A 13,399-nucleotide genomic window follows, 5' to 3' on the forward strand; every position below is an offset into this window, starting at 1 on the left:
TATTGAACATAAATATCACCCTCCCAATTAGTTATCTATATTATACCAAATTAACGCGGTGAAAAGTTAAAGTATTCAGATAAAAATAATAGGCTGCCGAGGTTTCTCGACAGCCTGAGAGATATCTCAGATATCTCTCTTATTTATTCACCTCGTAATAAACGTAATCCATTTAAGATGACTAAGATTGTGCTTCCTTCATGTCCAATAACACCTAAAGGTAAGTCCAGTACTTGAAAGAAATTCGAACAAATTAACAAAGCAATGATAGACATTGAAAACACAATATTTTGTTTAACAATCCGATTCATCTGTTTAGATAAAGTAAATGCCGAGGTTAATTTGGAAAGTTCATTTTTCATTAAGACGATATCAGCAGTTTCAAGAGCAACATCTGTTCCTTCTCCCATTGCAATACCTACATCTGCTGTTGCTAGTGCCGGCGCATCATTTATTCCGTCACCGATCATCGTTACATTGCCATATTTTTCTTTCAATAACTTAATTTCTGTAACCTTATCTTCTGGTAAGCATTCTCCTTTAAATATGTCGATATTTAACTCCTTCGAAATAGCCTCTGCTGTTTCTACACTATCTCCGGTTAACATTACAGCTTTAATTCCATTGTTTTGCAACTTTCTAATAGTAGCTTTAGCTTCATACCTTACAACATCCTTTAAAGCAATGATTCCGATGATTTCATCCTCACGTTGAACATATACAATTGTTTTTCCATCTTTCGAGAGAGTTGCATTTATACCTATATGAAAGGTATCTGCTGCATCCCTTCCAACAAAATCCGCTTTCCCAATTTTCCACTGTACACCATGAATATTTGCCTTTACACCAAAACCTGATTTTTCATCTACCGACGTCATTTTTGCTACTTCAGTAGGGAAATCCTGATTAATTTTTGCAACAATTGCTTTTGCAAGTGGATGGTTTGATTGATTTTCAATAGACAGTACCGCTTCATAAAATTCTTGAAGATCTACATCATCTAATGTCAGAATGTCCGTTACTTCCGGTTCACCCTTTGTTAATGTACCTGTTTTGTCAAAAACAACAACATTTGTTTTACTTAATCTTTCTAAATGCATACCACCTTTAAATAAGAGACCTTTTCTTGCACCATTTGAAATTGCGGATAGTGTTGCGGGCATAATTGATGCAACGAGTGCACATGGAGAGGCAACAACCATAAGCACTAACGCACGGTAAATTGTTTCATTCCAACTCCAGCCCAGTAAGTAATGAGGCAATACCATCATTAAAGCAACCATCATCAAAACAGCTTTAACATACGTTCCTTCGAATTTTTCAATGAATTGCTGGGATGGCGATTTTTCTGATTGTGCTGATTGAACAAGGTCAAGTATTTTTTGAAACATCGTTTCTGTGCTTTTTTTCGTCACAGAAACAGTAATGGAACCATTGCCATTTACTGTTCCAGCATACACTTCATCATTCAACTCTTTTTCAACAGGCATTGACTCTCCAGTTATCGGAGATTGATCAATTGACGTTTTACCTGACAAAATATATCCGTCCGTTGCAATTCGTTCACCTGGTTTGACTAAGATTGTATCACCAATAGTTAACGTAGACACATGTACGCGACGTTCTTTTCCATTTGTTATAAGTAACGCTTCTTCCGGCTGCAAGCTCATAAGTGCTGAGATTTCACGCTGACTTTTGTTCATTGTATAAGTTTCTAACGCACCACTTAATGCAAAAATGAAAATTAGGATTGCTCCTTCAGCCCAATACCCAATAATTGCAGAACCAATTGCAGCAAATATCATCAGTAGTTCTACATTTAATGTTCGCTCTGCTATGGTTTCCTCTATCCCTTCCTTAGCCTTTGCAAATCCCCCTATAACAAAGGCTAAGATAAATAAAGGAATTGCTACTTTCTCATTTCCTTGCGAGTTTAAGTACCAGCCAATCCCAATTAGAATTCCGGAAATAATAGCATTAATTAATTCAATATGTTCTACCCATTTTGTATAAAACTGATTTTTATTTGATTCAATATGATGTTCAATTTGTGTAACATTGTTTATTTCCATGTTCTCCACTCCCTCTAATTGAGAATAAGATTCATCATCATCCCCTCAATAATTTCGCAACTTTTCTTATTAAACCTCTTAAAACATTTATTAATTAGAATATAATATGATTATAACAAATACCAGTTCTTTTTCAAGTAATAATTATTATAATTATTACTTTATAATAATTATTGATAACGATAATTCTTCTCACTCTCACTATTCCTCATTACCCATATGTATAATAATTTAAGCTAATAAAATAAAGAAACAGTCTCATATGTCCTGTTTCTTAAAGTTGACCAATTAATTGTTGCAGCATATCAGCTGTAACTGGACCTAATATCTTTTTTGTAATTATTCCTTTTTTATCAATGATAAAAGTAGTTGGTATACCAATAATATTATATTTTTTCGCAACCTCACCATTCACATCCATTGGTACAGTAAATGGAATGTTTGACTGATTAATAAATTGAAGGACTCCTTGTTTACTTTGCTCTGATGCAGTTAAGTTAACAGCGATTAATTCAACATTACCACCTTTTTCATTATAGAATGTTTGTAACTCTGAAATTTCTTCCTGACAGTATGTACACCATGTTGTCCAGAAGTTCAGCACAATTATTTTCCCTTTTAAATCCTCTAATCGAATACTACTATTTGAATTAGTTTCCAACGTAAAATCACTTGCTTTTTCACCTTCATTTAAGGCACTCACCTTTGAGACATTACTTATTGCAAATCCAATGATCAGGAAAAGAGAAAAAACAAGCTGATAACATCTTTTTTTATTCAATAGAATCACCATCCGTTGATATACTTGTTATTACTTTTACCAACAAAAAAAAAGGTATGTATACATATCAGCATACATGCCTTTAAATGGTTAATTTTTTCCTTAAAAAATATACGCTCACACCCAACTTATTACAAATCGTTACATAATGCATGAGCATAAGAAGTACTGCCCCCATATTCATTCCAAGAATAATACCCTTCATTTGAAGTGTTTCCATTGATCCAAGTACATACATCATCCCAAATGAGATCACATGTGACCATACAGTATGGAAAAGAGCCTCCTTAACGAGTCCTAGTCCAATTAAATAAGCCTGCATCGGAATAATAAAGAAATGAAATAGAAAGTAAGGCCATAGCAGCCTTAAATAAATTGATGCTGCAGTAGAATCAAAGAACAAATGTGTCAATGGTTCAGCATAAACATACATGACTACCATTGAAACTGTTCCATATATCATCGTAATCATCATGGATTGCTGAAGAAGCCGTATTAGTTTATTGGTCTCATTATTCGCGTAAGCTTCAGATACATTTGGAATTAGCATGACCATTAAGGAATGACCAATAAAAGCCGGAAAGAACCCAATTGACATTGCCACACCTGCGAGCATCCCATAATGTTCATTTGCCATAACAGTAGAAAAGCCTGCTGCAATTAATGCTCCCTTGACTAAAAAGGGCTGTATTGCATGTGTTAAAGAATGAAATAGCCTTAAACCAGTTGTAGGAAATGAAACAGCAAACAAGGCGCGACGAACCTTGCTGCCTCTAATAAATTTCTTTTTTTCCTTACTAAGAATTTGAACTTCTATAAAATACATAGCAACTAAATAGGTACATACAAGCAGTTCACTTCCTATTAAGGTGGCTAAGGCTATTAACAGTGCTACTTCTAAGTTAAAATGAAAAGATTGATAAACCCAATACAAAATAGCCAATTGAACAACTTTTTTAAGAAAGTTAGAAATTGCTATTTTGCCCATATGCTGAACACCCATAAAATAACCTCTTGCGATCGATGAAAACGCAATAACAGGTATAAGCAAAATAAAAAGCCATTTTACATATGGATGGTATCCTTGAAAGATCGGTAAAAACGGCAATACGATTGCAGCAAAGAGCGTAAACAAACAAGTAAAAATAATGGTTAGAGTTAATGTGTGCTTTAACATATGATAATGTGTTTCACGATGTTTCTCAGCAATAAACTTTGAAATCGAAACAGGGAGCTCTAGACTAGCAATTATGACAATGAAGAAGATGATAGGTAGAATGGACATGTACATCCCCATACCTTCTTCACCAAGCTCCCTCGCTAAAATCATATTAATGACAAACTCCAAGCATTCTCCAAAAAAGGCGGCGATAACTAGCAATAATGTCCCTTTTACAAAATTATTCATGGTGTCTTTGTCCCCTTATCTTTTTACAATCCGTTTGTAAAGAATATGAGACAAGGTTCTTAAATAAAACAAGCTTTCGTACTTTTTATTAACTTTTTCATTTGTCTATCCTATTCATCATATGCTAATCAATAACACCCGTTTCGGAAATAACAACATCAGCATGAACATCTACCGCTAGCTCAGGTATTCTTTCCCTCCAATTTTTAATATTAAAAGTACGTATTTTTGACCGAAGTTCATCCCCAATTCCAATTGGATCGATCTTCAGTTCCTTAAACTTTTGAATTAACGCATTTGATTCTTTTTCCACTTGATCCTCAAATGCCTTTGCAAGCTGTTCCTTTATTTTTGGCGTAATCCTTTTTCCGGTATATTCATTAATAAATCCCTCAATCTTCACATCAATTTTTACCTTTAGCGGATTGGTTGAAATCACCTTAAGTTTTCTTGAAGAAGATATACTTTTAACTACAGCTGAATCTTCTGAATCAGGAACTTCTACGATGTGTGAACCCTTTGTATATTGATCTGTAAGAACTTTAAAAAACAACAATTTGTTATTCGGTAGTTCTCCTACCACCTTTTTATCATCCATTAAGACAATTCCATCAATTTCAACGCTTCCTGTTTGTTCATTTTTCTTTAAGATTGGAAGGAAAGGGTCCTGTCCTTCAGAATAATGTTGATACAAAAACAAATGGAGATTGGTTCTAGGTAAGTCCCTGCTTAATTTATTATGTAAAATTAAGTTTGTTAAATATTTAGCCGCACCAACAGTGGCAAATTCTGCTTCCAATATGTTATTAGCATCATTTCTTGTTACAGCTAACAATAATCTTTCTCCAATGGATGCGTCGCGCTGCAAGGTATCAACTATCTCAGATAATCCTTGTTTTGCTAATTTTTCGCCGAACAGGGCAATTTGCAACTTCCCAATAACCAATGGATCTGGAGATTGCTTCTGCATTTCTGATAACACATCTCTACTAAGCTTTGACTCGGATACCATTAGATAATCTGCAACAGGTTGATCTTTCATGTATGTATTAACATTTGCAGAGCCACGTATTTTCCCATCTTCTGTTAAATCAAATCCGACTGCCACGACTAAATTCACATCATCAATAACTTCCTTTTCCACACAACCAGATAGGAGAAGGATCATAACCATTGTTAATAATAACTTCTTCCTCATCTTTTTCTCCCCTTTACTTTTCTCATAATCATATTAAAAATATAGATAAACGGGATATAAGCAAACATCATATAAAAACCTAGTTGACCTACTAGATCATTTAAAAAAGTGATATGTTCTCTTGTTTTGGAAAAGGAAATGACTAAAAATGCTCCTAGCAGCACAATCCATAGAACATATTTTTGATTCACCTTAAATGTATCTTTTAAACATCTGCTAGCACACCATAAAGTTACACATATATTAGGCAAAATAATTAAACACCAATTTGCAATTCCTATATATTCGAAGCGTTCAACGAAAGGCATTTCAACAATTTTCCAGATTGTCAATGTAGCCCATACATTTTTTTGTAGCTGCTCTTCACTAAAATAAGCAAGCGAAACCAGCATAATTAATGTGTAGATGACGGTACTAAACGCAACACCTATATGAGCCCACTTTTTTGATTTATCAGGGTTGTTAATAAACGGATAAAAAACAAGTAGTGCCTCAAATCCGACGATCGTTAACGACATACTTTTTGTGGACTGTGCAAAATCCTTAATTGAGTGATTTAAGGGTGGAGCAAGATTACTTAAATCTGAAAATTCAAGCGGAAACAGAAAGGTTAACAATACATAGCCAGGAAGAATAACTCCAAAGAAGCTGATTCCTGTGACAACCCGAAACCCACCAGAAATGATATAGTAGACAAGTAGTAATAAGACAAGTGTAAACGCCCATACATTCAAATCTTGAAACATCCACACTTGAACAATTTCAATATAAGTTCTGAGAACTGTTATGGCTAATAAACAAAAGTAAAGAGCTAGTCCAACACTCAACAATCCTCCAATCCATTTACCAAAAAGATTTCGATGAACTGTGATTACGTTTCCACCTGATTCCTTTAGAATCTTATAAAGCATCCAAACGGAAATATGGACTAGGATACCAGCTAAAATAACACTAATCCAAGCATCTCTTCCTGTTTTTTCAGCCACAATTCTTTGAAACCCTAAAACTCCAACTCCAAATTGAAGGGAATGGATTAAATAAAAGACTAAAAAATGAGATACTTGAAAACGTTCAGCTATTTTAATCATGGTATCACCTCACTTATTCATCAATATCCTTGTTTTGCTTGGCTTTTTTCTTTGAAAAGCGAATTGGCTTTCCTGGTCGCAATTGTTGAGGACGCTTTGCCATTAAGGAAAATGGCAAACGAATTAATGAATCTTTCATATCAGCTGTTCTAGGTGGATAGATCGGCTCTAAAAATGGTCGTCCCAGCGATGTTAACTTCAACAAATGGGTCGTTAAAAAACAAAAACAAAGCACAATCCCTAATAATCCTAGCCACTCAGCAAAAAGTAAAAATGGGAATCTAAGCATTCGAATCGTATTGCCCATTGCATAAATGGGAGTAGTAAATGAAGCTAGTGCGGATAATGCCACAATAATAAGCAAAATATTACTTGTTAATCCTGCTTCAACAGAAGCAGTTCCGATAACAATCCCTCCAACGATACCGATTGTCTGACCAACCTTTGTTGGGAGTCGTGCTCCTGCTTCCCGTAAAAGTTCAATCGTTAGTTCTAAAAATAACGCTTCTAATAAAGGAGGTAATGGAACCTCTCGGCGAGATGAAATAAGTGTATTTAATAAATCATTAGGTATTAACTCATAGTGATAGGTTAAGGCAGCAACGTAAATGGGTGTAATTAATATCGAAAATGCAACGGCAAACAATCGAACAAGCCTGATAAATGACGCATTCACCCAATTGTAGAAATAATCATCAAATGCTGAAAAGAATTCAACTAATGTGGTAGGTCCGATTAATACATGCGGTGAACCATCTACCATAACACCTACTTTTCCTTCAGCAAGAATTGATGCAACCCGATCAGGTCTTTCTGTATCTAATAACTGAGGAAATGGTGAATTATGATTATCTGATATCATTTGGGTAATAAACGAACTATCACTTATTTGATCAAATTCAATTTCATTTATCCGCTGCAAAACAGTTCGGAAGTTTTCTTCATCTACAATTTCTTCAACACATAAAATGGCGACTTTCGTTTTGGAAAGATCTCCTATCTGAAGCTCACGAATCCTTAATTTCTCATCAGGTATTCTCTTGCGTATTAAATTTATATTAGATTCAATCGATTCTACAAATGCTTCTTTTGGCCCTACAACACTAAATTCGACCTCTGGAAGTGAAACATCACGTGCTTTATTGAGGGTTGCCTTTATGAGTAAACAATGAACACCATATTCTGTTAACGTGACCATAATATACCCATCCAGCAGCTTATCTTTTATTGTGTTTGTATCTGTCGTTAGAAGGATCTCTTCGATAGGAATAGCATTCTTCAATTCCAAAAGTGATTTCCAATCATTACTTTTTAGTGCCGGCATTACCTTCTTTTGGAGAGTCTCCGTATCAACTAATGTACGAAAATACGAGAACCAATATTGAAAATGGTCATTCTTATCACTGTATTGAATAAAATCTGAAGAGGTTCTCATTTTATTGACTACTTGAACAATTGGTTCCTGCACTATGTTGTTATTCGGCATTTTTTTATCCATTTATCCACTTTGCACGCTCCATAACATCGTTTTTTTTTAGGTTTCCAACTTTTGTTAGAATTATACCGATTAGGTCTTTTGATAGTATAGAAAACACAAAAGGAGCACCTCATTAGGTACTCCTTTTATCCTTATATTATTTTGCAAAACGATGATTTCCGATTGTAATAGTTACCTTTCTTGAAGTAATCCAAGTGCTTTTCGCTGTTTTGGGATTATAAAAATAGAGAGAACCGTTCCCCATTCCACGAAATGCTAATGCTTCTTTTACAGCTTCTTTTGCAGATGCATCCGCTGGTAAATTAATGGCTCCGTTTTGAACGGGAGTAAAAGCATAATAGCCTTGATCTTTTTGATATACAACACTTTTTATATCATTCGGAAATAATGAACTATCAACTCGGTTTAATACAACAGACGCAACCGCAACTTTCCCTGCATAAGGCTCACCCTTTGCTTCAGCATGTACAAGTCTTGCTAATAAATCCATCTCAGGATTTGTTATATTCTGGGGTATAACTAATTTCTCACCTACTAATAATAAATGTGATGTTTTTTTGTTTGTTGACATTAACGATTTTACAGGCACTCCATATTTTTTACCAATTTTCCAAAATGTATCACCTGTTTTTACTTGATGTGTTGTTGCAGCATTAGCTTTTGATTGTGGTGCAGTAATCGCTACAAGCGATAAAGCTAATGTTGAAACAGCAACAAGTTTTAAGACCATTTTTTTCATAGGTTTGCTACCTCCTAATAAATCATAAATTAATAATTTCAATCTCGTTGTCCTTTGCCACATACACAAGCCTAACAGGATCGTTCTACAATAGCACTCCTCAAAATCTGGTAGACTTACCATAACTTAATAATAGATTAACGGACAAAAAAATAGAGCCTAGAAGAAGTGGTACTAACTTCTCGGCTCTTTTAAATAATGATAGACAACATGTCCACCTTGTTTCGCAATACCGCGAAAATGTTTAAAATCCTCACGCGCTACGAGAATATCACGAAATGGCAAGAATTGTTCTTTTGCAACATAATATTCGTTTAATTCTCCATCTTTTAATTTATTAAGAATGTCATTAATTGTTTGCTTGTCCATCATCTTTCCTCACTTTATAAGCATTCAATGCTTCATTATAGAAAAAAGGGTATTTTTTTGCAAGGATCTTAATTAGATGTTTTTAACCAAGTTTCCAATCTCTTAAACTCCCTCCTTGCATCTTCCATTCCCATCATGTATAGATTTTCAAGTTTGGTTTGATTTCTCTCAATTCTGCTTACTTTCAATTTTGAGCTTGGCCTAATCACAAATACTTTACCTTCTTTTTTCTGTTCCTTAATATGTTCAAGTGTATCATTGTACATTTTATATCTTGCTAAGATGGCTTCAATTAATTTAGGATATTGGCGATATGATTTATTAATTAACCACCTAATGTTTGATTTTTTCTTGAAGTAGGATTCTTCTCTTGTTAACACAATAATATTACGTTTGTTTCCGTCTTTTTCCGCTTTTTTTATTGGAACCGAATCAGTAATCCCTCCATCCAATAATTGTTTTCCTTTATATTCAACAACAGGAGCTATAAAAGGTAATGAACTTGATGCACGGATAACCGTTAACATATCTTTTCCATAGTCCTTTTTATTAAAATAAACAGGTTGACCTGATTGACAATCAGTTGCCGTTATGACAAATTCTTCTGTACCCTTATAAAAGGTATCATAGTCGAATGGAACAAGTAAGTTAGGAATTTCATCAAATATAAAATCCATGCCAAATAATTGACGATGCTTTATAAAGTTTTGAAGAGAAAGATATTTTGGATGTGTAACATAATCTATATTTACCTTACGATTTCTCCCTCGTTGTCTCGATAAATAAGAAGCCCCAAAGCATGCACCAGCTGATACACCAATAACATATGGAACGTACAAATCCTGCTCCATAAAAGCCTCTAAAACACCAGCTGTATAAACCCCTCTCATCCCTCCGCCTTCTAATACTAAACCAGTGTCATCCATGTTGAACGCTCCTTCACCTTAAACTCTTTTTTTAATATAACATAAATAACTTTTTTGATCAGTTATTGAGATCTACTAATCATCAACTCTTTGCTTTTATGTATGAGCTAAAAAGGCATTTGTCATATTTTTGAAAAGATAAGTAAAAACGCTTTACTTACGAAAAAAAATAGTGTTAAATAATTCTAATAGAGATTTTCTATTTATTCATTAGCGCCCTTGGCTCACGGCGTTAAGCGTATACAGATGATTAGAATTAAAAAGAGATAAAAAATTTTAATCGTATAAGAATATGTAAAGGAGCGAGGCAATGAAAATCGCTAAAGTTGGCAGTATCATTGAATTTAAAGACGGTTTAACAGGTGTTGTTGAGAAAGTAAATGAAAATTCCGTAATTGTTGATCTCACGTATATGGAGAATTTCCATGATTTAGACCTTGATAGACGTACGGTTGTTAATCATAAAAACTATAAAGTTATTAAAGATTCATTTTCTTAATAAAAAAGTGGCGAGAAGGATCATTGATCCTTCTCGTTTTATTTTTCACCTTTACTATTTGAAATTGGAGACAAAAAAGTTTGCCCGCATACTTTACACGCATAGTCACCAGCATATTCTCCCAAAAAACGCTGTTCAATCTGAAGATGTTCACACTCTCTGTTTCCCTTTTCCTCCCATACCTTTCGCAATTCAGCAGCTTTATGGAACTCCATTATATACACCTCCAAAATAAACCCCTTTTTACATTTCATATTCTTATTTTATAGTTTTTTATTAGATGCTATGCTATCAATCAGATTGAAGAAGAAAATTCACGATAAAAACATTACTGCAAAATGAATTTAGTTCATCATTATTTGCAAGGAATGGATCACTTCATAAGGGGGGGCAAATAAAAGATAGTTGCATACACAATATTAAGAAATACTTGTGTCAGGAGTGAAAAGATGTTACAGGTTACAAATAATAAAACCGGCCCCTCTCCCCTTAAAAATCAAGCAATAATAGAGACGAATAAATTGGCTGGCTCAACAAACTACATGAATGGAAAAAGTAATTCTCACAAAATAAAAATGACAACTATTCCGTTTTCCAGTTATATTCACATTGATTCTTTTCTTCACAATCCTATTTATGGAAATAAAATAAAACAGAATATACAACTATTTGAGGAAAATAAAGATGATCACCACGTTGATCAACAGCAATTTACTACGACTACGTATTATCAGGATCAACCATTTTGCAAACTTGTCCGTTCCGATATCCGGTTAATGACTGATTTAAACAAAAAAGGGACAAAACAGAATCAGTTAATCGAGACTTTACCAAATAACTATGCACCGATTCACACTGGACAGTCCCCCTCAACAGAAACCGTTATTGACTTTGAACTCGAAGATACCCAAGTTTATCCCAAAGCACTATTACCGATTGTTCTTGGTGAGTACCAAACAGAAATAGTTATTCATACAACCATTCCGTTTAAAAAAGGGATTGCAAACATTGTTGATGTTACAAAAGAAGTAGTACTAACAAACTGTAAATTTCTGCCCACGGATTATTCTCTTGATTCAAATAAAATGAAAAGACATGTTTCAAAAGGAACATTATTTATTGAAGGATTAATTGATGAATCAATAGAATTTATTCCCGCGTTAAATTCAGACAAAAAACCGCCAAGAGAGTGGATTAAAAATATCTGTTACCAAATTGATCAGGTGCTTATTATTGAGCTGCAACTTCTTTTGCTCCAACAACAGGTTTTTAATTCTAGTAGTTCGTCTAGTTAAAACCAAAAACAGTAGACCCCATCAAAAAATTCCACTATTAAACTAGTAATATTCATCCAATCATAATAGAAAAACTTGAATATTGTATTGTGTAAAGTATAAACATTATCTTTAGGAGGAATTTAAATGGGTTTTTATCCAAAGAATTCAACTGGTAAAGCAAAAGCAAATTGTTTAGGGGCTAAAAAGAATTGTGAAGTGAAGTCTCGTACAGAAACACAACTTCCGGTTTCAACTGGCCCTGCTGTTGTTAATCCAAATCTAGTTAGCCCACTAATCAAGGTTCCACTTGTTTTAGCGGAACCAACTATTCAAGTAGTTGTAGAAGCAGATATTCCACTAAATCCGCCGGCAGCTGAAATTAAACGTGTATTAAAAGATGTATTCTTAACTCAATGTAAACTTGTTCCTGTTGGTCCATTTACAGAAATCGATGATACTGGATTCTTTACTACTGCAGGAGCTAAATTATTTGTAGAAGGGTATATTCGCAAAAATATTGAATATGCTACAAAAGACTGCAATGGTTCAATCCGCACAACTACAGCAAATGTTTCATTCTCTGGTTTTGCTGATATTTCTGCAGAATTGTTAAATGATCCAATCTTTGGATTTGGTGAGCAAAGAAGAGCACAATTTATCGATCCTGTAGGTTTAGAATCTCCTCGATTAGATAAGTATTTCTTTGAAAATAGCGTACTATACAATGAACAGCCTTTCTGTGAACTAATTGGTGCTGATTTCTTTGAATTAGATTTTTCTCCGCATAAATCTCATTCACCAGCTAAATGCTTTAGCACATTACGTGAAAAAATTGTTATGGATCTAACTTTAAAAGTACTACAATTCCAACAAATTCCTCTTAATGGAAATGGTGATGAGTAAGTTTTCCATAGGAATTCTGTGGAAAAACTATGCTTTCAAACAATAAACCTTTTGATGAAGAATTGAAATTATACTATATATAAAAAAGATAAGTTGAGTGACTTGTATACTCAACTTATCTTTTTCTGCTTATCTATTATCTACTGTTTCAGGATACAAATCATGATTCATTAAACGGTATTGTGCCATTTCCTCATATTTTGTTCCAGGCTTTCCGTAGTTTGTGTATGGATCAATAGAAATGCCACCGCGTGGAGTAAATTTCCCCCATACTTCTATATAGCGAGGATCCATTAGTTCAATCAGATCATTCATAATAATATTCATGCAATCTTCATGGAAATCTCCATGGTTTCTAAAACTGAATAGATATAACTTTAGTGACTTACTTTCAACCATTTTTTTGTCAGGAATATAGCTAATATATATAGTGGCAAAATCGGGTTGATTTGTTATTGGACATAATGATGTAAATTCCGGGCAATTAAATTTAACAAAATAATCACGATTAGGATGCTTGTTATCGAATGATTCCAGAATATCAGGTGAATATTCAAATAAATAATTGACTCCTTGATTCCCTAATAAAGTTACATCTTTTAATTCTTCGTTTTTTCTTCCTGCCATGATTTGGCCTCCTT

14 protein-coding genes are annotated in these 13,399 nt (G+C 34.0%); 3 read left to right on the forward strand and 11 right to left on the reverse strand.

The features are described from left to right. Positions 1 to 143: 143 nt before the first annotated feature. The 9 genes from LC095_RS21210 to LC095_RS21250 all read right to left on the reverse strand — a co-directional run bounded on the left by LC095_RS21210 (position 144) and on the right by LC095_RS21250 (position 10,079). The gene (locus tag LC095_RS21210; RefSeq protein WP_226530070.1) at positions 144 to 2,072 is read right to left on the reverse strand and encodes a heavy metal translocating P-type ATPase; all 1,929 of its coding nucleotides are present in this window, start codon (positions 2,070 to 2,072) and stop codon (positions 144 to 146) included. Between the two features lie 274 nt (positions 2,073 to 2,346). Next, positions 2,347 to 2,853, reverse strand: coding sequence for a TlpA family protein disulfide reductase (locus LC095_RS21215; protein WP_226530071.1), 507 nt, complete (start codon positions 2,851 to 2,853; stop codon positions 2,347 to 2,349). Between the two features lie 82 nt (positions 2,854 to 2,935). Continuing rightward, on the reverse strand, positions 2,936 to 4,261 hold the full coding sequence (locus LC095_RS21220) for a polysaccharide biosynthesis protein (RefSeq protein ID WP_226530072.1): 1,326 nt from the start codon (positions 4,259 to 4,261) through the stop codon (positions 2,936 to 2,938). Between the two features lie 124 nt (positions 4,262 to 4,385). Then, positions 4,386 to 5,459 carry a Ger(x)C family spore germination protein gene (locus LC095_RS21225; RefSeq protein WP_226530073.1) on the reverse strand — a complete coding sequence of 358 codons (1,074 nt, stop codon included), beginning with the start codon at positions 5,457 to 5,459 and terminating at the stop codon, positions 4,386 to 4,388. After that, the gene (locus tag LC095_RS21230) at positions 5,456 to 6,547 is read right to left on the reverse strand and encodes a GerAB/ArcD/ProY family transporter (RefSeq protein WP_226530074.1); all 1,092 of its coding nucleotides are present in this window, start codon (positions 6,545 to 6,547) and stop codon (positions 5,456 to 5,458) included. The genes LC095_RS21225 and LC095_RS21230 overlap by 4 nt, the downstream gene beginning before the upstream one ends. Before the next feature lie 13 nt (positions 6,548 to 6,560). After that, on the reverse strand, positions 6,561 to 8,033 hold the full coding sequence (locus LC095_RS21235) for a spore germination protein (protein WP_413467528.1): 1,473 nt from the start codon (positions 8,031 to 8,033) through the stop codon (positions 6,561 to 6,563). A 148-nt stretch (positions 8,034 to 8,181) separates the two neighbouring features. Continuing rightward, a complete protein-coding gene (locus LC095_RS21240) occupies positions 8,182 to 8,784 on the reverse strand; it encodes a cell wall hydrolase (protein WP_226530075.1) in 603 nt (200 codons plus the stop codon). A gap of 174 nt (positions 8,785 to 8,958) precedes the next feature. Next, positions 8,959 to 9,153, reverse strand: a complete 195-nt coding sequence (locus LC095_RS21245; RefSeq protein ID WP_226530076.1) for a hypothetical protein — start codon at positions 9,151 to 9,153, stop codon at positions 8,959 to 8,961. 68 nt (positions 9,154 to 9,221) lie between these two features. Then, positions 9,222 to 10,079 (reverse strand): patatin family protein, encoded by an 858-nt coding sequence (locus tag LC095_RS21250; protein ID WP_226530077.1) that lies wholly within the window; start codon positions 10,077 to 10,079, stop codon positions 9,222 to 9,224. 310 nt (positions 10,080 to 10,389) lie between these two features. Between LC095_RS21250 and LC095_RS21255 the strand changes: the two genes are divergently transcribed. Beyond that, positions 10,390 to 10,578, forward strand: a complete 189-nt coding sequence (locus tag LC095_RS21255) for a YkvS family protein (RefSeq protein WP_216772947.1) — start codon at positions 10,390 to 10,392, stop codon at positions 10,576 to 10,578. Between the two features lie 38 nt (positions 10,579 to 10,616). Here the strand turns inward: LC095_RS21255 and LC095_RS21260 are convergent, their stop codons facing one another. Then, entirely contained in the window at positions 10,617 to 10,793 is a 177-nt protein-coding gene (locus LC095_RS21260) for a hypothetical protein (RefSeq protein ID WP_226530078.1), read from the reverse strand. A gap of 234 nt (positions 10,794 to 11,027) precedes the next feature. On the opposite strand from LC095_RS21260, the gene LC095_RS21265 reads away from it, so the two are divergent. Together LC095_RS21265 and LC095_RS21270 are read left to right on the forward strand one after the other, a co-directional pair. Then, positions 11,028 to 11,873 (forward strand): BC_2427 family protein, encoded by an 846-nt coding sequence (locus LC095_RS21265; protein WP_226530079.1) that lies wholly within the window; start codon positions 11,028 to 11,030, stop codon positions 11,871 to 11,873. A 126-nt stretch (positions 11,874 to 11,999) separates the two neighbouring features. Then, the gene (locus LC095_RS21270; RefSeq protein WP_226530080.1) at positions 12,000 to 12,758 is read left to right on the forward strand and encodes a CsxC family protein; all 759 of its coding nucleotides are present in this window, start codon (positions 12,000 to 12,002) and stop codon (positions 12,756 to 12,758) included. A 129-nt stretch (positions 12,759 to 12,887) separates the two neighbouring features. Here LC095_RS21270 and queF read toward each other — a convergent pair whose 3' ends face one another. Further along, positions 12,888 to 13,385, reverse strand: coding sequence for a preQ(1) synthase (queF, locus tag LC095_RS21275; protein ID WP_226530081.1), 498 nt, complete (start codon positions 13,383 to 13,385; stop codon positions 12,888 to 12,890). Positions 13,386 to 13,399 lie beyond the last annotated feature (14 nt).

Origin of the sequence: Metabacillus niabensis (assembly GCF_020524345.1) — a bacterium.
Lineage (GTDB): Bacteria > Bacillota > Bacilli > Bacillales > Bacillaceae > Metabacillus > Metabacillus niabensis_B.